The sequence below is a fragment of the Kocuria massiliensis genome, from assembly GCF_900169715.1.
Lineage (GTDB): Bacteria > Actinomycetota > Actinomycetes > Actinomycetales > Micrococcaceae > Rothia > Rothia massiliensis.
In genome coordinates, this window is the sequence record NZ_LT835161.1 from 954,700 (window position 1) to 974,752 (window position 20,053).

The 20,053-nt window shown below is 61.5% G+C and carries 21 protein-coding genes; 20 read left to right on the forward strand and 1 reads right to left on the reverse strand.

What is annotated here, in order from left to right:
* Positions 1 to 4 precede the first annotated feature (4 nt).
* Positions 5 to 1,288 (reverse strand): MFS transporter, encoded by a 1,284-nt coding sequence (locus B9Y51_RS08595; RefSeq protein ID WP_158088281.1) that lies wholly within the window; start codon positions 1,286 to 1,288, stop codon positions 5 to 7.
* A 91-nt stretch (positions 1,289 to 1,379) separates the two neighbouring features.
* Between B9Y51_RS08595 and ftsY the strand changes: the two genes are divergently transcribed.
* From ftsY to B9Y51_RS08695, 20 genes are all read left to right on the forward strand, one after another.
* A complete protein-coding gene (gene ftsY / locus B9Y51_RS08600) occupies positions 1,380 to 2,483 on the forward strand; it encodes a signal recognition particle-docking protein FtsY (protein WP_048678096.1) in 1,104 nt (367 codons plus the stop codon).
* A 246-nt stretch (positions 2,484 to 2,729) separates the two neighbouring features.
* Positions 2,730 to 4,031: an ammonium transporter gene (locus B9Y51_RS08605; protein ID WP_085529419.1), complete on the forward strand. Its 1,302-nt coding sequence runs from the start codon at positions 2,730 to 2,732 to the stop codon at positions 4,029 to 4,031.
* A 146-nt stretch (positions 4,032 to 4,177) separates the two neighbouring features.
* A complete protein-coding gene (ffh, locus tag B9Y51_RS08610) occupies positions 4,178 to 5,755 on the forward strand; it encodes a signal recognition particle protein (RefSeq protein WP_048678097.1) in 1,578 nt (525 codons plus the stop codon).
* Between the two features lie 10 nt (positions 5,756 to 5,765).
* The gene (locus B9Y51_RS08615; RefSeq protein ID WP_085529420.1) at positions 5,766 to 6,251 is read left to right on the forward strand and encodes an NUDIX domain-containing protein; all 486 of its coding nucleotides are present in this window, start codon (positions 5,766 to 5,768) and stop codon (positions 6,249 to 6,251) included.
* Between the two features lie 96 nt (positions 6,252 to 6,347).
* Positions 6,348 to 7,448 carry a hypothetical protein gene (locus B9Y51_RS08620; RefSeq protein ID WP_085529421.1) on the forward strand — a complete coding sequence of 367 codons (1,101 nt, stop codon included), beginning with the start codon at positions 6,348 to 6,350 and terminating at the stop codon, positions 7,446 to 7,448.
* Positions 7,449 to 7,450: 2 nt separating this feature from the next.
* The gene (locus B9Y51_RS08625; RefSeq protein ID WP_085529422.1) at positions 7,451 to 8,863 is read left to right on the forward strand and encodes a sensor histidine kinase; all 1,413 of its coding nucleotides are present in this window, start codon (positions 7,451 to 7,453) and stop codon (positions 8,861 to 8,863) included.
* Complete coding sequence (locus tag B9Y51_RS08630) at positions 8,860 to 9,585, forward strand: response regulator transcription factor (RefSeq protein ID WP_085529423.1); 726 nt, start codon at positions 8,860 to 8,862, stop codon at positions 9,583 to 9,585. The genes B9Y51_RS08625 and B9Y51_RS08630 overlap by 4 nt, the downstream gene beginning before the upstream one ends.
* 204 nt (positions 9,586 to 9,789) lie before the next feature.
* The gene (rpsP, locus tag B9Y51_RS08635; RefSeq protein ID WP_048678106.1) at positions 9,790 to 10,218 is read left to right on the forward strand and encodes a 30S ribosomal protein S16; all 429 of its coding nucleotides are present in this window, start codon (positions 9,790 to 9,792) and stop codon (positions 10,216 to 10,218) included.
* A 2-nt stretch (positions 10,219 to 10,220) separates the two neighbouring features.
* Positions 10,221 to 10,466, forward strand: coding sequence for an RNA-binding protein (locus B9Y51_RS08640; protein ID WP_048678107.1), 246 nt, complete (start codon positions 10,221 to 10,223; stop codon positions 10,464 to 10,466).
* A gap of 122 nt (positions 10,467 to 10,588) precedes the next feature.
* Complete coding sequence (rimM, locus tag B9Y51_RS08645; RefSeq protein WP_085529731.1) at positions 10,589 to 11,158, forward strand: ribosome maturation factor RimM; 570 nt, start codon at positions 10,589 to 10,591, stop codon at positions 11,156 to 11,158.
* Positions 11,155 to 11,964: a tRNA (guanosine(37)-N1)-methyltransferase TrmD gene (gene trmD / locus B9Y51_RS08650; RefSeq protein ID WP_085529424.1), complete on the forward strand. Its 810-nt coding sequence runs from the start codon at positions 11,155 to 11,157 to the stop codon at positions 11,962 to 11,964. Before rimM ends, trmD begins: the two co-directional genes overlap by 4 nt.
* Before the next feature lie 240 nt (positions 11,965 to 12,204).
* Positions 12,205 to 12,555 carry a 50S ribosomal protein L19 gene (gene rplS, locus B9Y51_RS08655; protein ID WP_048678110.1) on the forward strand — a complete coding sequence of 117 codons (351 nt, stop codon included), beginning with the start codon at positions 12,205 to 12,207 and terminating at the stop codon, positions 12,553 to 12,555.
* A 14-nt stretch (positions 12,556 to 12,569) separates the two neighbouring features.
* Positions 12,570 to 13,226, forward strand: a complete 657-nt coding sequence (lepB, locus tag B9Y51_RS08660; RefSeq protein ID WP_085529425.1) for a signal peptidase I — start codon at positions 12,570 to 12,572, stop codon at positions 13,224 to 13,226.
* Positions 13,227 to 13,284: 58 nt separating this feature from the next.
* Complete coding sequence (lepB, locus tag B9Y51_RS08665; protein WP_053089909.1) at positions 13,285 to 14,073, forward strand: signal peptidase I; 789 nt, start codon at positions 13,285 to 13,287, stop codon at positions 14,071 to 14,073.
* The gene (locus tag B9Y51_RS08670) at positions 14,073 to 14,852 is read left to right on the forward strand and encodes a ribonuclease HII (protein ID WP_085529426.1); all 780 of its coding nucleotides are present in this window, start codon (positions 14,073 to 14,075) and stop codon (positions 14,850 to 14,852) included. The genes lepB (B9Y51_RS08665) and B9Y51_RS08670 overlap by 1 nt, the downstream gene beginning before the upstream one ends.
* 113 nt (positions 14,853 to 14,965) lie before the next feature.
* On the forward strand, positions 14,966 to 15,349 hold the full coding sequence (locus B9Y51_RS08675; protein ID WP_085529427.1) for a YraN family protein: 384 nt from the start codon (positions 14,966 to 14,968) through the stop codon (positions 15,347 to 15,349).
* The gene (locus tag B9Y51_RS08680; RefSeq protein ID WP_085529428.1) at positions 15,349 to 16,884 is read left to right on the forward strand and encodes a YifB family Mg chelatase-like AAA ATPase; all 1,536 of its coding nucleotides are present in this window, start codon (positions 15,349 to 15,351) and stop codon (positions 16,882 to 16,884) included. The genes B9Y51_RS08675 and B9Y51_RS08680 overlap by 1 nt, the downstream gene beginning before the upstream one ends.
* A gap of 290 nt (positions 16,885 to 17,174) precedes the next feature.
* Positions 17,175 to 18,116 carry a DNA-processing protein DprA gene (dprA, locus tag B9Y51_RS08685; protein WP_245826121.1) on the forward strand — a complete coding sequence of 314 codons (942 nt, stop codon included), beginning with the start codon at positions 17,175 to 17,177 and terminating at the stop codon, positions 18,114 to 18,116.
* Positions 18,117 to 18,217: 101 nt separating this feature from the next.
* Complete coding sequence (locus B9Y51_RS08690; RefSeq protein WP_085529429.1) at positions 18,218 to 19,057, forward strand: uroporphyrinogen-III synthase; 840 nt, start codon at positions 18,218 to 18,220, stop codon at positions 19,055 to 19,057.
* Positions 19,054 to 20,001: a tyrosine recombinase XerC gene (locus B9Y51_RS08695; protein ID WP_126855654.1), complete on the forward strand. Its 948-nt coding sequence runs from the start codon at positions 19,054 to 19,056 to the stop codon at positions 19,999 to 20,001. The genes B9Y51_RS08690 and B9Y51_RS08695 overlap by 4 nt, the downstream gene beginning before the upstream one ends.
* The last annotated feature ends 52 nt before the right edge of the window (positions 20,002 to 20,053 follow it).

The window sequence follows — 20,053 nt, forward strand, 5'->3', positions numbered from 1 at the left end:
TCATTCAGTCCTTTTGCGGGAAGGATGCCCGCGGGGTCAGGAAGAGCACGACTCCGGCCAGCGCGAGGAGCCCGCCTGAGATACCGAATGCCGGGGCAAAGCCGACGCCGTCGATCACGGCACCGAGGACGATGGGGGCGATGATTTGCCCGACGTCGGCGCAGGCCTGATAGGCGGACATCACGTTGCCGCCGGACCTTTTCGATCCCACGATGTCCGTGAGCGTGGCCTGCATGGAGGGCGTGTACAGCCCGGTACTGAGACCCGCCAGGAGACAGAGCGCCCACAGGGACCAGGCATGACCGGCACCACCCAACACGCCTGTGAGGATAGCGGCCACAACGAGCCCGGTGACCAAAAAGGGGCGGCGTCCATAACGGTCCGATAGGCCGCCGAAGAGAATCTGGGAGAGCGCCGATCCTCCGGCGAAGACGCCCAGGGCGATCCCCGCGACGCTGGCCCCCGAACCGAACCCAGAAGCGGGCGCCCCACTAGCGGTAGCTATGGCCGTGGCGAAGAGGGGAATGATCGCGACGCGAGCCCCGAGGTTGGCCCAACCGTGTGCGAAGCTCGCCAAGAGCAAGGACCTGTAGCTGCCGATTGACCATGCCTGAGAAAAGGTCATCGGCAAGAGCACAGACCCGGTATCCGTACGGGCCTCGACCGGCCTGAGCTTCCAAGCGGCGACGGCGATCGCAAAAACTAACGCGAGCGCATAGATCACGAAAGGCGCCCGCAGCCCCCAGGCCGCCGTGAGACTACCAATGACCGGTCCCATGATGCTTCCCAGCATGAACGACGTCGCGTAGTAGCCAGAGACTTTGGCGCGAATCGACGGCGGGGCCAAGCGGGCGATCAGCCCCATCGCTGAGACCGTAAACATGACCGATCCAATGCCACCCAGACCCCGCAAAATGACGAGCAAAATATATGAGGGCGCGAAGGCCGTGGCCGCGGAGGATAGCGCCACCACGGCCAAGCCCATCAGATACGTGCGCCGTTCACCGACTCGGGACATGATCGGTCCGGCCACCGGGGCCCAGGCCACCCGCATCAACGCAAAGGCGGACATCACGGCTCCCGCAGCGGTCGCGCCCACGCCAAAGGAGGTAGCGAATTGCGGCAATACCGGGGCCACGACGCCGTAGCCTGCGGCGATCACGAAGGCCGCCACAACGAGCACTTTCAGGTCCGTGGGAACCTTGGGACGTGGGGCCTTTCGTCCGGGGCTCGGCTGGGATGATTCAGGGGACGACTCTGCGGCGTCGTGCGGGGGTTTGGGGGTCACGGGAAGCACCCTACTCGACCGCGGACGGACCCGCGATCCACAACCTGCACCGTGGTGTTGAGCATCAGTGTGCTTGTGGCAAGCTGGGAACGTGAACGACACCCTGATCCTGATCCTGTACATCCTGGCCGGAGTCCTGGTGCTTGGCGGTCTGGCCTTCGTCTTCTTGAAAGGCCCGAAAGCCCCCAAGGAGGGCTACCCGGAGACTCGCGACGAAGACGATACCGAGGGCTCGACTTCGGTCACGACCAAGCCAGCCTACGAGCGTCCCGCCCCTGTGGCTGGTCGCCTCCAACGACTCCGCGCACGACTCGCTCGCTCCAACTCCATGCTGGGCAAGGGCCTCTTGGCCTTGCTCTCGAGCGACAAGATCGACCAAGACGTGTGGGACCAAATCGAGGAAACGCTCCTCATGGCGGACCTCGGTTCCGAACCGTCCCAGCGGATGGTCGAGGCACTACAGACCCGCGTCAAGGTTGAAGGCACGGAAGATCCCGCCCGGGTGAAGACCATGTTGCGGGAAGAACTCCTCAAACTCGTGGACCCCACCATGGACCGCGAACTCGCCCTCGACGGCGCCGGCGATAATCCAGGCGTGGTCCTGGTGGTGGGCGTGAACGGCGTCGGCAAGACGACGACCGTGGGCAAGCTCGCCCGCGTGATGGTCGCCGAGGACAAGAGCCTCCTGCTCGGTGCTGCCGATACATTCCGCGCCGCGGCCGCGGACCAACTCCAGACGTGGGGAAACCGCGTTGGCGTCGAGACCGTCCGCTCCGACAAGGAGGGGGCCGACCCCGCGTCCGTCGCGTATGAATCCGCCGAACGCGCCAAGAATGACGGCGTGGACACCCTCATGGTCGACACAGCCGGACGCCTGCAAAACAAGGCCGGGCTGATGGACCAGCTCGGCAAGGTCAAGCGTGTGCTCGAAAAGGTTGCGCCCGTGACTGAGGTACTCCTCGTCATCGACGCCACTACGGGCCAAAACGGCATGGTGCAGGCCAAGGTCTTCGCCGAGGTCGTGGACATCACCGGCATCGTCCTGACCAAACTCGATGGCACGGCCAAGGGCGGCATCGTGGTGGCGATCCAGAACGAACTCGGAGTGCCCGTAAAACTGGTCGGACTCGGCGAAGGCCCGGACGACCTGGCACCCTTCGACCCCGAAGGCTTCGTGGACGCCATCATCGACTAGCCTGGCAGTCGCCGAAAACCACGGACCTATTGCACCGAGGCCCGATGCCTTTCCCACGCGGGAGGACATCGGGCCTTCGTGTTGTCCGGTCCCAAGCCCAATTCGTATACATTCCCGAAACGTTCGCGGCAGATTTGTAACATCCCGGACATCATTCCTGCGTCGAGACGAAACACGCCATCCCGAGACTGGAGTTGACTGCCAACCCAGGGACCGTGACGAGGTCCCGCCAGGAAGGGACACTTCATGGACCACCTCACCGCCCAAGATGTGTGGACGATCGTCGCCGCGTCGCTCGTCCTCTTCATGACGCCGGGACTCGCCTTCTTCTACGGAGGAATGACCCGGGTGAACTCGGCCCTCAACATGATCTTGATGAGCTTCGTGTCGATCGGATTGGTTGGCGTGGTCTGGGCACTCTGGGGAAGTTCCATGGCCACGGCACCTGCCATGATCCCGGGAATCGTGGGAAACCCCACCGGCAACTTCGGTCTCGGCCAGTCAATTTCTGACGGAGACCTCATGTCGGCCGGATTCTCCGCAACCTTCGCCATCATTACTGTCTCGCTGATTTCCGGCTCCATCGCCGACCGCACGAAATTCGGATCGTGGTGCGTTTTCGTTCCGCTATGGGTAACCCTCGTATACGCCCCACTGGCCTTCATGGTGTGGGCCGACGGCGGCCTCTTCGCAGAACACGGAGTGATCGGCCAACGACTCGGAGAAGCCATCGACTTCGCCGGCGGACTCGTCGTTCACATCAACGCTGGCGTCGCGGGCCTGGTGCTCTGCCTCGTCCTCGGCGTCCGGAGAAACTTCACGACTCGGGCCGAACACCGGCCCCACAATGTGCCGTTCGTAATGCTTGGCGCCGCCATTCTCTGGTTCGGCTGGTTCGGCTTTAACGCCGGAGCCGCCACCGACGCCGCCCAAGCCGGGCGCATCTGGGTCAACACCCTCGTGTGCCCGGCGGCCGCCATGCTCGGGTGGCTCCTCACCGAACGCCTCCGCGACAAGCACCCCACCTCCCTCGGCGCGGCATCCGGCATCGTCGCCGGCCTCGTCGCCATCACCCCCGCGTGCGCCAACGTGGACCCGGCCTGGGCCATCGTCCTGGGTTTTGTCTCCGGGGTGGCGTGTGCGCTCGCCGTCGGGCTGAAATATCGCTGGGGTTATGACGACACCTTGGACGTCGTGGGAGTGCACCTCGTCGCCGGCATCATCGGAACGCTCGCTCTGGGGTTCATTGCCACGTCAAGCACCGGACGTCCTGGATTGTTCTATGGCGGAGGCCTCGGCCTGCTTGTGACTCAGGTCGTGGCAACGGTGGCGACCGTGGGATTCACGGCCCTGGGAACGTTCTGCATCGCGTGGGTCCTCAAGCGCACCATAGGATTCCGGATCAGTGAAAGTGACGAGGAAGCGGGCATCGACGCCATGGTGCACGCGGAAACGGCATACTCGCTGATGGCCGGGGCGTCGGGGGAGCGCTCCGGAGAATCGATGGCTTCGGCGTCTCCGGCAGGTGGGGAGGATCCCCGAGTGTGAGGCGATCGGCCGTTCGCGGCGTGGAAAAATGATGAGGCTATGGGGCGGCCGGTGCTAGTCTTGTAAGCCGACCGACCACCCGTGGCGACCGGCCATGTTTGAGTGCCGCGCCCGGAGACCACTGCACTGAAAGTAGACCACGTCACGTGTTCAATTCCCTCTCCGACCGTCTAGCTTCGACCTTCAAAAACCTCCGCGGCAAGGGCCGACTTTCGGAGGCTGATGTTGATGCCACCGTTCGCGAGATTCGGCGCGCGCTGTTGGACGCCGACGTCGCGGTCCCCGTGGTTCGTGCCTTCACGGCATCCATTAAGGAACGTGCCACGGGTAGCGAGGTCTCCGAGGCCCTCAACCCGGCACAACAGGTCGTAAAGATCGTCAACGAGGAGCTCCAAGGCATCCTCGGTGGGGAAACCCGACGCATCAACATGGCCAAGACGGGCCCCACGATCATCATGCTGGCCGGCCTTCAGGGTTCGGGTAAAACGACGTTCGCGGGCAAGCTGGGACGCTGGCTCGCCGGCCAGGGCCACAAGCCGCTGCTGGTCGCGTCCGACCTCCAACGCCCCAACGCCGTCACCCAGCTGAAGGTGGTCGGCGAGCGGGCTGGCGTCCCGGTGTACGCGCCGCACCCCGGAACGACGAGTGAATTCGACGATCCCACCGGCGATCCCGTGCAGGTGGCGCGCGACGGCGTGACTACGGCTCGCGCCAAGCTCCACGACGTCGTGATCGTGGATACCGCCGGCCGTTTGGGTGTGGACCAGGAACTCATGAAGCAGGCCCGCGATATTCGCGATGCCATTGTTCCGAACGAAGTCCTGTTTGTCATCGACGCCATGATCGGTCAAGACGCCGTCAACACGGCGTTGGCCTTCAACGAGGGCGTCGACTTTACCGGCGTCGTGCTCTCCAAGCTCGACGGCGACGCCCGCGGCGGTGCGGCACTGTCCGTCGCTTCCGTGACGGGCAAGCCGATCATGTTCGCTTCAACCGGTGAAAACGTCACCGACATCGAACAGTTCCACCCGGACCGTATGGCCAGCCGCATCCTGGACATGGGCGACGTCCTGACCTTGATTGAGCAGGCCGAGGCGAGCTGGGACAAGGCCGAAGCCGATCGGATGGCCAAGAAATTCCAGGACCGTGAGGACTTCACGTTCGAGGACTTCCTGGCCCAGATGCAACAGATCCGCAAAATGGGATCGATGAAGAAGATGCTGATGATGATGCCGGGTGCGGCTCAGATGCGTCAGCAGCTCGAAAACTTTGACGACCGCGAGATCGACCGGATCGAGGCCATCGTACGCTCGATGACGCCGCACGAGCGTGTGGCGCCGAAGATTATCAATGGGTCTCGACGTGCCCGTATTGCTCGCGGTTCCGGTGTGACGGTTTCAGAAGTGAACCAGCTCATGGAACGATTCGCTCAGGCCCAAAAGATGATGAAGCGTATGGCCTCTGGCCAGGGCGTTCCCGGAATGCCCGGCGGAATTCCGGGCATGGGTGGAGCCGGCGGTGCGAAGAAGAACCGCAAGAACGTCAAGGGCAAGAACGCGAAGAAGGGCCGCTCGGGTAATCCTGCAAAGCGCGAAGCGGAGCTCAAGGGTCAGGTCCGTAAGCCGGCGCAGAAGAACGGCTCGAGTTTCGGAAAGAGCCAGGATTTCGATATGGATTCCATGAATTTGCCGAAGGGCTTTGAGAAATTCCTCGGGGACAAGTAGACCTAGAGTCATGGTCGATACATACCTTTCCCCAGAGGATTTCAAGGCTTTCGTCGCATCTCTGCCGCGTCGACGCATGGCCGCTGGAGCAATCATTACGGACGAGTCCGATCGGTTGCTGATCGTCAAGCCCAATTACAAGTCCGGATGGTCTTTGCCGGGTGGCACAGTTGAGGCAGGGGAGTCTCCTCAGGAAGGATGCTTCCGCGAGGTCCTCGAGGAGGTCGGGCTCGACTTGCCCCGAGGACGCATGCTTCTGGTCTTTCACGGCCTCAATATGGGCGAATGGGGCGACTCCGCGTACTTCATGTACGACGGCGGTTCCATCCGCTCGGATGCACCGATCACTCTTCAGGAAGAGGAGCTGACGGACTACCGCTTCGTCCCGTTGACTGAATTGGACGGATTCTTGAGCCCCGGGTTCTCGGACCGATTGCGCCAGGCACATGACGTCCGGGGGACGGACGCGGTCATCGAGCTCAGCTCACACGGCTGAACCGACCATCCACATCATTCGCATCCTCACCTCACGTGAGGAGAACACGAGTAGCGTGAGGAATAGACAGACCGACCACTGCGAAAGGGGAATTTCGTGACGGAACAGCGTCCCACCCACCCAACGCCTGAACCCGGAGGCATCTCCTGGCAGTGGGTCCCCGTTCGTTTGGATCTTCACCGCCAGCTTCGGGAGACGTCTGAGGGTGGCGTCGTCGTGACGGGCAGCGGTGTTGACGCCGAGCGTGAGCGCATACTTGCGGTGATTCGTGAACAGTCGGTGCCAGCCCTCTATACGGTCGGCGATCACAACTTACGGCTGATGGTGCCGGTACATATCCGCGACGAGATCACCCACGTGGCCAGGGCAGACGAAAACGGCGAGCTTAGCCTGGGCGGCGAACTCGGTGAGTTCATGGAAACCATTCTGGCCTTCCCAGGTCTGGAATACGCCTCATGGCAAACGGGCGACGGCATAACGGGTGCGCCAAGCGCCGTCGCCATGTTCGAAGCAAGCCACCGGCAGGTGCAGCGTGCCATCGTTCAGTCGAAGCCCGAGGGATGGATTGAGCGTGCCAGCGCGGGCGACCGCTGGGTGATCGTGACCTCGGAACGTTACGAGGATCTCCTATCGATCGTCGACGAACTTCCGCACCGAGCCGTCGTACTCGACACCGACGGTGAGCATCGTGCCGCGACATTCTGCCCCACCGTCGGGGACCCTGTGACCTTGGCGTGGGGTCCTGTCCGAGGCGCGGTGTTCACCTATCCCACAAATTCCCCGGCCGGTGCACTGCAATCCGAAATCGCCGGCCAGGAGGAGCGTGAGGTCCGCGACGCCGCTCGGACTCAAGCGGTGAAGAACCTGACGGAAGCCTTCGGGCTGGATGACGTCGGTGCACGCCGCCTTTCGCGATACGCAGCGGACGATCACGGACGTTTTGCTCCCGAGTCCGTCCTCCAACTCTTGGGGCTCACCGATATGCCCGCAAAGATCATCGACGGTCGTAAGGCCATGGCCGATCAGCCAGATTACGAACGGGTGGAAGCGCACGGCCGTGCCCTGAACCTCGACGACGGCCGCGCGGCCCTCCACGCGGCCCAGGAGCTCGGGGCCACGGCGCGCCGAAGCGGATGGGCCTTAGCCGCCGCAACCGGCGTCGGTATTGGTGCGTGGCTGCTACGTCGTAAGCGATAGGCGTGGCTCACCACCCGAAACTCGCGGCCCTCAACGGGTGGCTCAACGATCCAGAAGCCCCCGAATGGATACGCCCACGCCCGGGAAAGAGATCGCAACGGGCCGACGTTCTGCTGGCAGTGGTTTTGGCCGTCTTGAGTTTCCTGCTGACGGGCCTCATGCAGTCGTTTGGCGGTCCGCTAGGCGAGAGCACCTATTCGCCGGTCGATTACGGTGCGGCGGTTCTCATGCCTCTCGGCCTTCTCTTCCGACGAAGATTTCCGCTGGTCACATTGATGGTGGCCACCGTTCTCTTTCTGGGGCTGTCTACCCTCTCGCCCGCCGTGGCGACATCATGGATATTTCAGGCGTGCTACTTTTCCGCCATCTACACGGCGGTGGCCTGGGCGCCGCATCGTCGCCGTACGTGGATCGTCGTCGGTTTGGTGGTGGTCGGCTTCCTAGCCCTGATTGCGGTGCCCTGGATGCTCCAATCCACGTATGAAACCGGCCTGCGAATCAAACTTGACGACACGCAAGGGCCGCTCGATCCGGTGATCGCCTACGCCATGTTCTCGGCGCTCGTGAACGTCGCATATCTGTGTGGCGCAGCCCTTTTCGGTAGAAGTTCCTGGAAGGGCGCACTGAGACGCTCCCGCCTGGCCGAACAGACGCGCACCATCGAAAGCCAAACACGGATGCTAACGCGACAGGCGATTGTCGAAGATCGATTGAGGTTGGCCCGTGACCTTCACGATTCCGTGGGCCATCATTTTACCGGGGTGGGCCTCCAAGCCGGAGGCGTCAGGAGAATCGTGGAACGCTCGGTCGTGGGGGATCGAGTGATATTAAACGAGGAGCAGACGAGCCTCGTGAAGGAATCCTTACAGGCCATCGAATCCAGCACTAAGAAAGGCATCGGCGAACTCCAGACCGTCCTGCGGGTGCTTCGTGCCGAAGACGAGGAGAACGAAGTAGGTCCGGAAGCTTTCCGAGATCTTCCGGCCTTGCTCGAACATTTTGAAGAGCTGGGCCTCACGACGCGATTGTGGATTAGCGGTGACAACGGATTGGTCTTCGATGAATTGGCCGAACATCCGTCCGCAGAAGTGAGGAGAGGCCTCTATCTGATGATTCAGGAGGCCCTGAACAACGTGCTGAAGCATTCCATCTCTCGGGAGGCCAAACTGGCCGTGAAGTCCCGCCGCACCACGCAGGAACTCGAAGTGCAGATTCTCGACGCCGGACCGGCGCGAGCCGCAACCTCAGAACGCCTGGTTTCCAGTAGTGGCGCAGGGATTCGGGGCATTGAAGAACGGGTCACACGGTGGGGAGGCCACATCCAGTATGGACCGTCGAGTGAAACGGCTGGGTGGACTATCTCATGGACTATTCCCTGGCCCGTTTCATGGAGCAGTGGAGAGGACTCCGAATGAAACAGCCGTTGCGGGTATTTCTCGTCGACGACCAAGAACTGGTCAGGTCGGGATTTTCGTTGGTCCTATCGGTCGAACCGGGGATCGAGGTCGTGGGTTCGGCCGCCAACGGAATGTCGGCCTTGGAACAGCTGCGGGCCGATCCCGCCGACATCGTGCTCATGGACATTCAGATGCCGGGAATGAGTGGTCTCGAGGCGACTCGCGCCGTCGTCGCCGAGGGCCTCGGGCAGGTCATCATGTTGACGACCTTTGATCGGTCGGATTACCTCTTTGGTGCCCTCCAAGCCGGAGCAAGCGGATTCTTGCTGAAAACGGCCAGCGCGGAAGACCTCGTGGCCGCGATTGAGGCAGTGGCCGACGGACATGCACTCTTGAGCCCGGAAGTCACGCTTCCGTTGATCCGACGTTTCGTGGAGCCGGATTCGTTCCGCTCCGGGGACGGGGCACACAGCGCGGGTCCAGGAAACCGTGGAACTGCGCGTGACGAGGAAATTTCTCCCGACCAGGCGCGGGCTTTGGACGAGTTGTCGGAGCGGGAGAAAGAAGTGCTGGTGCTGATGGCTCAGGGTAAGTCTAATACCGAAATTGCTGCCGAACTCTTCCTCGGTTTGGCTACCGTCAAAACCCACGTATCTCGGGTATTCGCCAAAACCGGAAGTCGAGACCGGGTGCAGGCCGTGATCTTTGCCCTGCGTACCGGACTAGCCGATCTGGAGTAGGCCTCCCACGTGATGCAGACGACCACGCCGGGAAGGTTGACGTGCTGGTCATGCCTGGACACGTCTGGCATACTTGACGGGTACTCAATGCGCGCGGCCCCTCTCACCGTGTGACATTAGGTTCGCAGGATCTTGCACGACAACCCCGCCCCACGGGTGTGCGTCTGGATCCGACCTTGTATAGATACAGGAGAGTCCACACAAGTGGCTGTTAAGATTCGTTTGAAGCGTTTGGGCAAAATCCGCGATCCGCGTTACCGCGTGGTCGTGGCCGATTCCCGTACCAAGCGAGATGGTCGTGCCATCGAGGAGATCGGCATCTACCAGCCGACCGAAAACCCCTCGTTGGTTCAGATCGATTCCGAGCGTGCGCAGTACTGGCTGTCCGTCGGCGCTCAGCCGACCGAACAGGTGCTCGCGTTGTTGAAGCTGACCGGCGACTGGGCCAAGTTCAAGGGCGAGGGCGCTGCTGAATCGACCGTTAAGCCGGTTGAGAGCAAGCCTGAGTTCCAGGTCCCGGAAAAGGACTCCGTGATCATCACCGAGGCGATCACCAAGAAGGGTGACGCCAAGGCTGAAGAGGCTCAGGAGTCTGAGGACAAGGCCGAGGCCGCCGAAGAGTCTGCCGAATAATCATGTTGTCCGAAGCCTTGAAGCACCTCGTCCAGGGGATTGTTGATCACCCCGAAGATGTCGATGTTCGTTCCCGATCCGGCAGGAGAGGGCAGACCCTTGAGGTCCGCACCCATCCTGAGGATCTAGGTCGCGTCATCGGCCGGGGCGGTCGTACCGCAAAGTCGGTGCGTACCGTGATTAATGCTCTGGCCGACGGAGAACAGGTTCGGGTGGACGTCGTCGATACCGACAGGCGTCACTCATAACATGAACGGCATTATGCCGTGACGATGGGCCCGCGTTCACCTTTGTGGTGGACGCGGGCCTGTTATATTTCCGTGGAGTACACCGTGGCGATCTGGCCACCGAAGTGAAGGAGACCACCGCTGTGAAGGTGCAGGTTGCGCGTATCGGCAAACCCCACGGGATCAAGGGGGAGGTCACGGTTCAGCTGTACACGGATAGCCCGGAGGCCCGCATGGCCAAGGGCGCAGAATTCGTCTTGGAGCCGCCGCATCCCTTGGCGCCTCACGGTACCGTGACCATTTCGAGCGCACGGTGGAATAAGTCCATCATGGTGCTGGGCTTCCGGGAAGTGCGCACCCGCAATGACGCGGAAGCTCTTCGGGAGCACCGTTTGGTGCTGGATACCGACACCGAGGAAGATTCGACTGAGGGTTACTACGAGCACGAACTCGAAGGGCTGGACGTCTACGTTGTCTCCTCGCCTGATGAAACGGAACTGACGGAGCCGGTGGGAACCGTCGCAGGTCTCCAGACCATGCCCACCCAGGACCTCCTCACCGTCACCCTTCACGATGGCACCGAAGCGCTGATCCCGTTTGTGGAAGAGATTGTCCCGGACGTCGACCTGGAGCAGGGCTTTGTCGTGTTGTGTCCGCCGCCCGGGCTCCTCACCGTAAATTCGGACGACGAGGATGACGAGGCGGCGCAATGACTCCTCGCTACGACGTCATCTCCATTTTTCCCGAATACCTCCAGCCGCTCGAGCTCTCCCTGATTGGCAAGGCCCGCCGCGCAGGCTTGCTGGACCTAACGATCAGCGATCTTCGCGATTTCACGACTGATCGTCATCGAACCGTTGACGACACCCCGTACGGTGGCGGAGCGGGCATGGTCATGAAGGCCGAACCTTGGGCGCAGGCGCTGGAATCCCTGCTTCCCGACGGCGACGACGCCGAAATGTTCAGCATTTTGGACGTCAACGATAGCCCTCTCTTGGTCGTTCCGTCCCCGGCCGGACACGTCTTTACGCAACGCACGGCTGAAGAATTTGCTACGGAACGGCACATCGTTTTCGCTTGTGGCCGGTACGAAGGCATCGACGAGCGGGTTCTCGAGTGGGCCGCGGATCGCTTTCGAGTGCTGCCGGTCAGCCTGGGGGACTACGTGTTGAACGGGGGAGAGGTCGCGGTGATGGCGATGATCGAGGCCACCGCTCGCCTCCTGCCCGGCGTGATTGGTAATCCCGAGTCTTTGGTTGAAGAGTCCCATTCCGACGGATTGCTGGAATACCCCGTCTACACCAAGCCATCTGTATGGCGGGACCGGCCCGTTCCGGAGGTCCTCCTATCGGGTCATCACGCCGTCATCGCGCGGGCTCGTCGTGATTGGCAATTAGAACGGACCGCACGACGTCGTCCAGATCTCATCGAGGGGCTGCCAGAGTCCTCGTTGGACCGGAAGGACCAGGCGGTGCTGCGTGACGTGACCGCACACAGTGATGAGGACAACACCGAGTAGTTCATTTACCCCGCGTTCCTCCGTGGAACTGATCAGTGCGGTGTGGCAGAATAGGGGATCGCGCCGTCTCCGGGCACGCCCCTGCCGCAGGGGGAAGAGCGACCATACGGAAGACGGCACCTCAGCACCAATCGTGATGAGGTGAAACATTTCTTCGGAAGCATTCTCGCTTAGGGCGAGGAAGCCTCCGTCGTATCAATCAGTTGGTGGCCTGCGGCATTGGCTGAGGAGAATAATCTCATGCAGACTCTGGATTTCATTGACCAGAAAAACCTCCGCACGGATATCCCGGAATTCGGCCCGGGCGACACCCTCGATGTTCACGTGAACATTACTGAGGGCAATCGCTCCCGTGTTCAGGTTTTCCGTGGCTACGTCGTCGGCCGTCAGGGTGCCGGCGTGCGCGAGACCTTCACCGTCCGCAAGGTTTCCTTCGGCGTCGGTGTGGAGCGTACGTTCCCCCTGCACTCCCCGATTTTCGACAAGATCGAGGTTTTGACGCGCGGTGACGTTCGTCGCGCCAAGCTGTACTACATGCGTGACCGCCACGGTAAGGCAGCTCGTATCCGTGAGAAGCGCGAGACCAAGTAAGGTCTTTCGTCATCATGACTTTGGCCGATACCTCGGCCCACGCCGCCAAGCGCCGGTTCCTCTCGGGGAACCGGCGCTTGGTCGTGGTGGCGTTGTCGATTGCCGTCGTCGTCATAGTGTGCATCCGTGGATTTGTCCTGGATGTGTTTTACATCCCTTCGGGGTCGATGGAACCGACCTTGAAGGGCGGCAATCGAGTTGCCGTGTGGCGCTTGGACGCCGGCGAGCCTCAGCGCGGGGACATTGTGGTCTTCGATGGTTCGGGGTCGTTGGCTCCCTACGATTCTGGGGCGAACGCGTTGACTCGCTTGGCCTCGGAAGTTGGCGCGTGGGTCGGAATGACTCAGCGTGACGATATTTACGTGAAACGCGTGATCGGCGTCGCCGGGGATCACGTGCACTGCTGCGCCGCCGATGGGAAGGTCACCGTCAACGGAAAACCTCTCGACGAGCCGTACATCATGCCGGGCGACGCACCGTCGACGACACCATTCGACGTCGTCGTTCCCGAAGGCCGCATGTGGGTCATGGGCGATCACCGTTCCGAATCGCGGGACTCCAGGTCGCTGCTCGGCGCACCCGGTGGGGGCCTGATTCGTACCGATAAGATCGTGGGTCGCCCCGTCGCCGTGTTGTGGCCGCTCGATTCCGTGACCCGAATTCGCCGATGACGGACGCCGACGCCAGTAGACTTGGCTGAGACCTGAGCTTGTGAGAAAAGGACACCCCATGGCATCTGATCAGAACGCCTCCGCCGACGACTCCTTGGGTGGATCGACGGTCGAAGAATCTCGCACTGCCCGTCGAGCAGCTCGACGTGACAAGAAGCAGGAGCCAGAGGGACTCTGGCCGAAGATTAAAGAGATCCTGCTGGTCATCTTCTACGCCCTCATCATTGCTTTCATCGTCAAGACGTTCCTGATCCGCGGATTTTATATTCCGTCCGGTTCCATGGAGAACACGCTGGAACTCAACGATCGAATTTTCGTGAATGTCGCCGGTAACTACCTTTCCGACCCGGATCGTGGCGACATTGTGGTGTTCAAGGATAGCCAGCACTGGATTCCTGAGAATCAGTCGAATACGTCGTCTAACCCGATTCGTGATGCTCTCTCGTTTGTGGGCGTCCTGCCGGATTCCTCGCAGAATTACCTCATCAAGCGCGTGATTGGTAAGGGCGGCGACCACGTGACGTGCTGCTCCGCCGACGGCAAGGTTCAGGTCAATGGCAAGGCTATTGATGAATCCTCGTACCTCTATCCCGGCGCCAAGCCCTCAGATTTTCCTTTCGATGTCACCGTCCCGGAGGGCGAATACTTCGTGATGGGTGACCACCGTAACGCCTCGGCTGACTCGCGGTATCACATTCAGCAAGGTACGGAATTCGTCAAGCGCGACGATATTGAAGGACGCGCGTTCGTTACCGCGTGGCCCATTAGCCGTTGGACGTGGCTAGATTCCGCCGACAACGTCTTCAGCGACATTCCCGGTCCCAAAGCAACGAACAGCGATAAGTAATGCCCTCGGGTTCGCAAGAGCCTACCTTGGACCGGGGGCCGGACCTTGCCGTGGAGCAAGAGTTGCTCGAACACGGCTATGCCGGAGTCGTTGGCATGGATGAGGTTGGCCGGGGAGCATTGGCGGGACCGGTAACCGTCGGCGCGACGTGGGTACCTCCGGGACTTGCCTTGGCCGTGGAAGGTCTGACGGACAGTAAAGCTCTGAGTCCGGCCCGACGTCGGAATATGGTCCCCAAGATCCTCGACTGGGTGGTGGCCGCTACCGGTAGCTCGACGCCCCAGGAGATTGACGAGTTGGGGATCACGCAAGCGTTGCGCTTGGCCGGGATGAGAGCCATGGATCAACTGTGTTCGCGAGTTGGGCGAAGCACGATATTGGCATCCGCGGTCTTGTTGGATGGCCGTGACGACTGGCTGACACGTGCTAGGGACCTATTGTCCGCGCTGGAACCAGATCCGTTGGCTCGCCACCGCTCTGAGAACGACGTGTGGGATTTGCCGGTGACGATGCAGGTCAAAGGCGATTTTCGGTGTGCGTCCATTTCCGCGGCCAGTGTGGTCGCGAAGGTAGAGCGCGACGACGTCATGGTCGAGTTGTCGGAGGACCATCCGATGTATGCGTGGGATCGGAATAAGGGGTACGGTTCGTCGTCGCATCGGGACGGAATTCTTCGGTGCGGGCCTTGCGCGGAGCATCGGTTGTCGTGGTCCTTGGGGGCTTCGGAAGCACAGATCCGGGCGGCGTTACGGACCCGGGAGTTGCGACCCGGAACTTAGGCGCCGTCCACTGATGACCTCGTTTGGGGGAGTTACGGTGCTTATCCACAAATAATGCCCAAATTGCCCGTGCGTCACCGTGCACCGAGTCGGAATGGTGCATCTTGTGGGGCATGAATCGTTGTAGCAATTCTCGGATCAGTCTTGGCTTGTGGGGCGAGGAGATCGCCTCGTCCTTGTTGTGTTCGTTGGGTTGGGAGGTCCTGGAACGCAACTGGAGACCGCGTCCCGGGTGCTCGACCGTGCGTGGCGAGATCGACATCATCGCCGTTCAGGGTGAGCAGTTTGTGGTGTGTGAGGTCAAGACGCGCTCGAGTCTGCGATTTGGGCATCCTTTTGAGGCTGTGGATGTGTCAAAGGCCGCGCGGCTGGGTCGCTTGGCGGGTGCGTGGTGCGCGGCAACGGGGACCGACCGGGAGCGCGTGCGTGTCGATGTGATCGCGATCGTTGGTGATCAGCGGAGGTTCTCGGTGGAGCACCTGGTGGGGGTGCTCTGATGGGGTATGCCAGGACGTTCACGGTGGCGTTGTTGGGGTTGTCGGGTCACGTGGTCGAGGTTGAAGCGGATATCGGGCAGACTCTGCCGGCTTTCGTATTGCTGGGTTTGCCGGATTCGTCGTTGAAAGAGTCGAGGGAACGTATCCGCTCGGCCGCGAAGAATTCAGGTGTACCCCTCGTGCCGCGAAAACTGACGGTCAACCTTTCACCCGCAGGTCTCCCGAAAGCGGGTACTGCTTTTGACCTGGCGATCGTGGTGGCGGCGATTCAGGCGGCCGGTCAAGCGCGTCCGACGGATCGGTGCGTCTTTCTCGCCGAGACGGGGTTGGATGGGTCGTTGCGTCCGGTTCAGGGCGTGTATCCGGCGGTCAGCGCAGCGGTGGCGGCTGGGCATCGAGTCGTGGTGGTGGCCCGTGAAAACCGTGCCGAAGCGGAGTTGGTGCATGGGGCCGAGGTCCATGGGTTCGATGCCTTGGCGGATGTATTGCGTTGGTGTGGTGCGGAGGATGCGCGTCTTCGGTGGCCGGCTCATCGGCGCGTCCTGGAGCCGGCGGTACAAAAGGCCAGGGCACGCCCCGATTTGTGTGATGTGCTGGGTCAAGAACAGGGCCGTTGGGCCTTGGAGATTGCAGCCGCCGGGGGTCATCACCTCGCGATGTTCGGACCTCCGGGCTCGGGAAAAACGATGTTGGCGGAACGACTGCCGAGCATCTTGCCGGCCTTGGACGAATCGGCTTCTCAGGAGGTGACGTCGATTCATTCGGTGGGTGTTCCGGACGTCCGATTGAATCAACTGATGACCGAGCCTCCATGGGAGGCACCACACCATACGTCTTCGGCGTCGGCGATCGTGGGCGGCGGGAGTGGATTACCTCGGCCGGGCGCGATTTCTCGTGCTCACCATGGCGTCCTCTTCCTCGACGAGGCGCCCGAGTTTCGCCGAGGGGTACTCGATGCTCTGCGTCAGCCCCTCGAGTCCGGGTGGATCACTCTGAATCGGGCTCAAGGGAGCGCGAAGTATCCCGCTCGATTTCAGCTCGTGTTGGCCGCTAATCCGTGCCCTTGTGGTCGCTCTCTGAGCGTCGGAGAAGTCTGTTCGTGCGCACCTCGGGAAAAGCGTTCATATTTAGGTCGCCTGTCGGGGCCACTGATGGATCGCATCGATCTTCAGTTGCGGGTGCCGAAGCTTTCGTGGGCCGAGATCTCGCAGGGGCAGGTCCCGGAAACTTCGGACATTGTTGCAGGCAGGGTTGCTCATGCGCGTGCTCGGGCACGGGAACGACTCGCCCGGTGGGGCCTATCGTGTAACGCCGAAGTTCGGGGAAGCCAACTGCGGAATGAACTTCGGTTACCGGCGAGCGTCCTCGGCGGGCTGCGCAGACTGCAGGAACGTGGTCAGATTTCACTGCGTGGGTGTCACCGTATTGAACGGGTCGCCTGGACGTTGGCCGATCTCGACGACGCCGAGTCGCCACGACAAGAGCATATCGACGCGGCCATTGGCCTGCGGACCGGAGTGGGGTGTTCTGCATGACGCGGGAATCGACACGGATGGCCGCTGAAGACGTTCGAAGCGCCCGAATCCAGCTAATGCACTTCCTCGAACCCCAAGATCACTTGGGCATGGCGCTAATCCATGTGCTCGGCCCCGTGAAAGCTTACGAGATCGTGGCGGGCCGAGCTCCATCTTCCGGTGAACTGGATGTCGTGAGGGAAGAGCGTCCTGAACTTTCCGAACGAATGGACGAGGAGTCTTTACGGAAGACTCTGCACCGATGGCGTCAACGACAACCCCTACGAAGCCCCTTGTCCATGGAACGAACTTTGAGCGATAGAGGATCCTGGCTCGCCGTACCGGAGGACGAGGATTGGCCCGAAGCTTTGGCGCATATAGGGGAGAGGGCACCGATCGGTCTCTGGGGGCGGGGAGACAGGGCCGGCCTCTCCACGCCGGTGGACACGCAACTCGCCGTCGTTGGATGCCGAGATTCCACCAATTACGGTCACGAAGTCACGGGTCATTTGGTGAGCGCGGTGGCCGCGGAAGGCTACGGCATATTGTCTGGTGCCGCTTTCGGTATCGACGCCGTCGCGCACCGAACAGCACTAGCCACGGGGACGGGGGCGCCTTCAACGGTCGCGTTCCTCGCGTGTGGAATCGACCGAACCTATCCACGGGCTCACGAAGAACTCCTGCGGGACATCGAGAGGTCAGGGTTGATTCTGACAGAGCTGAATCCAGGTTCGAGTCCCATGCGTCACCGATTCCTGCAACGCAATCGACTGATCGCGGCCCTGTCGGCGGTGACTCTCGTGGTCGAGGCAAGGCTTCGATCGGGTGCCCTCAACACCGCCCGTCATGCCTTGGAGATGGGCCGCACGGTCGGTGTGGTTCCGGGTCCGGTGTTCAGCGCGCAGTCGGCGGGATGCCATCGATTGGTTTCCGAAGCACCGGTAGAACTCGTGACTTCCAGTGATGACCTGCTGAACCTGCTACCCAGTGGTGAACACCGAGGAAAGGGCTCCAGACATACAACGAAGGCGCCGCCTCGAGACAATGTGGAGACCGAATTGGCCCTGACCCAGATGCAGGTGTTGGTGAGAGAAGCACTGCCAGCTCGTCATCCCGTACCGCCTGAGAGGCTTTGTAGCTCCGCCGGGTTACCCATCCGCGACGTCCTCGCCACACTAGCTCAACTGGAGCAGCGTGACTTGGCCGAATGCCGTGACGGTTTGTGGAAGATGTCGACAGGTGGCCGCGCATGACGCGTAACGCAACCAATCCACCAGGGGAGAAGCCCCCGGGTACAGTAGGGAAATCCGAGGGTCTCGATAAGGACCCTCACAACGTATGAGGAGGTGCCGCGATGTCGGACGTGACGAATGAGCCCTGCGTCTTCGTGACTGCCCAACGTAAAGCAACCGAGATCGAGGGCGCCCTCCAGCGCAAAGGAGTGCGCGTGGAGCATTGTCCTGCGTTGCTCACGACCCCGGTTGAAGACGATCCTCGGCTCATGGCCACGACTCGCCACATCATCGAGAGTTCACCGGACTTCGTAGTCGTCACCACCGGCAGAGGGCTTCGTGGATGGCTCTCGGCGGCGGATGCGGAGGGTTGTGGAACGGAGCTCCGCGAAACGCTGAGAGGGGCGAGAATTGTGGCCCGCGGGGCCAAGGCCCTCGGCGCCTTGCGGGGCGAAAAGATTCCCGTCGAGTGGGTGTCTCACGAAGAGACGGCTGCGGACGTTGGGCGGTACCTTTCGACATTGTCTTTGGAAGGCCGGACCGTCGTCGTCCAGCACCATGGAACAGGTTCTGATGGCCTCGACGAGCTCATCGAATCACGGGGTGGCAAGAGCGAACCCATTGTGACCTACAGGTCTGACCCGCCCTCTGACTCCGAGCCGTTGCTGAACAGCATCCGGGCGGCCGCACACGGCGGTGCCATTGGGGTTCTCTTCACCTCGGCCAGCGGCAGTGAAGAATGGTTAGCGTTGATGAGCGAGACAGACCGAGCCCAGATCCAGAGGGCAACCCGGACAGGAAAAACGGCACTTTTTGCCGTCGGGGACGTCACGGCAGCACCACTGGTCGCCGCCGGATTGAGCGTGCGCGTGCCGAGTCGATTCCGCCTGGGCGCTGTTCTCACGCTCATCACAAGGTGGGCGTCCGATCTGAGAACTCCCACGATGGAGACGACGCCGTGAGCACCGCAAATTCACAAGACAACCATGAACTGGGAGAAACGTTCACCCAAGCCCTCGGCGAGTTCGAAGAATACCTTCGCTATGAGAAGGCGCGTTCCCCGGAAACCCTTCGGGCCTACACATCAGACTTGCTGGAGCTCTTCCGCTTCGCCCAAAAGGTAGGCCTGACCTCGCCTTGGGAGCTCGAACTCGAGCACCTCCGCGAATGGCTCGGTTGGGGATTTGAACGTCGCGAAGCCAGAACGACCTTGTCACGAAAGGCGTCCAGTGCCCGCACGTTCTACGCCTGGGCTCACGGCAGGGGAAAAATCGACACGAACCCCGCCCTCAGAATCCAATCTCCGAAAGGGCATCGTACCCTTCCCAAAGTGCTGAGCACTCAGGACATCACACAGCTTCTCGAACTCGTCGAGAGCGACATCCTCGAGAACCCCGAGGACGTACGAGCCTTGAGAAACCGTGCCGTCGTCGAGCTGCTGTACGGCTCCGGGGTGCGCATTGCAGAACTCTGTGGACTCAATCTGGGTGACATCAACACCGAACGCAGGACTATCACCGTTACAGGTAAAGGCAATAAACAACGGACTATCCCCGTAGGAATCCCGGCAATGTCGGCGATCGACCATTGGATACGCCGCGGGCGCATCCAATGGGTCCATTCCGCCGAGAATGCCCTCTTCATCGGCGTCCGCGGCAAGCGCGCTGGAGCACGACAAATTCGGGATGATCTCAACGCGCTGCTGAGCCGAGCCACCAGCGCAGGCGCCACCGGGGCCCACATTTTCCGCCATACAGCGGCCACTCACATGGTCGATGGCGGCGCTGATATCCGTGCAGTCCAAGAAATGCTTGGGCATTCAACCCTGGCCACAACGCAGATTTACACGCACGTTTCCGTGGACCGGCTTCAAAAGACGTACCGTCAGGCGCACCCGCGAGCGTAAGGGGATCCAGGGAATTCACAGAAAGCCCACCGATGATCCACGGCTCTCCGGG

What these genes read in the sequence shown, in the direction of transcription:
- B9Y51_RS08640 (WP_048678107.1), top strand. Translation starts at nt 10,221, where the DNA reads ATGTTGTCCGAAGCCTTGAAGCACCTCGTCCAGGGGATTGTTGATCAC.
- B9Y51_RS08690 (WP_085529429.1), top strand. Translation starts at nt 18,218, where the DNA reads ATGTCGGACGTGACGAATGAGCCCTGCGTCTTCGTGACTGCCCAACGT.
- B9Y51_RS08670 (WP_085529426.1), top strand. Translation starts at nt 14,073, where the DNA reads ATGCCCTCGGGTTCGCAAGAGCCTACCTTGGACCGGGGGCCGGACCTT.
- rplS (WP_048678110.1), top strand. Translation starts at nt 12,205, where the DNA reads ATGCAGACTCTGGATTTCATTGACCAGAAAAACCTCCGCACGGATATC.
- B9Y51_RS08680 (WP_085529428.1), top strand. Translation starts at nt 15,349, where the DNA reads ATGGGGTATGCCAGGACGTTCACGGTGGCGTTGTTGGGGTTGTCGGGT.
- B9Y51_RS08615 (WP_085529420.1), top strand. Translation starts at nt 5,766, where the DNA reads ATGGTCGATACATACCTTTCCCCAGAGGATTTCAAGGCTTTCGTCGCA.
- lepB (WP_085529425.1), top strand. Translation starts at nt 12,570, where the DNA reads ATGACTTTGGCCGATACCTCGGCCCACGCCGCCAAGCGCCGGTTCCTC.
- B9Y51_RS08605 (WP_085529419.1), top strand. Translation starts at nt 2,730, where the DNA reads ATGGACCACCTCACCGCCCAAGATGTGTGGACGATCGTCGCCGCGTCG.
- lepB (WP_053089909.1), top strand. Translation starts at nt 13,285, where the DNA reads ATGGCATCTGATCAGAACGCCTCCGCCGACGACTCCTTGGGTGGATCG.
- B9Y51_RS08675 (WP_085529427.1), top strand. Translation starts at nt 14,966, where the DNA reads ATGAATCGTTGTAGCAATTCTCGGATCAGTCTTGGCTTGTGGGGCGAG.
- trmD (WP_085529424.1), top strand. Translation starts at nt 11,155, where the DNA reads ATGACTCCTCGCTACGACGTCATCTCCATTTTTCCCGAATACCTCCAG.
- B9Y51_RS08630 (WP_085529423.1), top strand. Translation starts at nt 8,860, where the DNA reads ATGAAACAGCCGTTGCGGGTATTTCTCGTCGACGACCAAGAACTGGTC.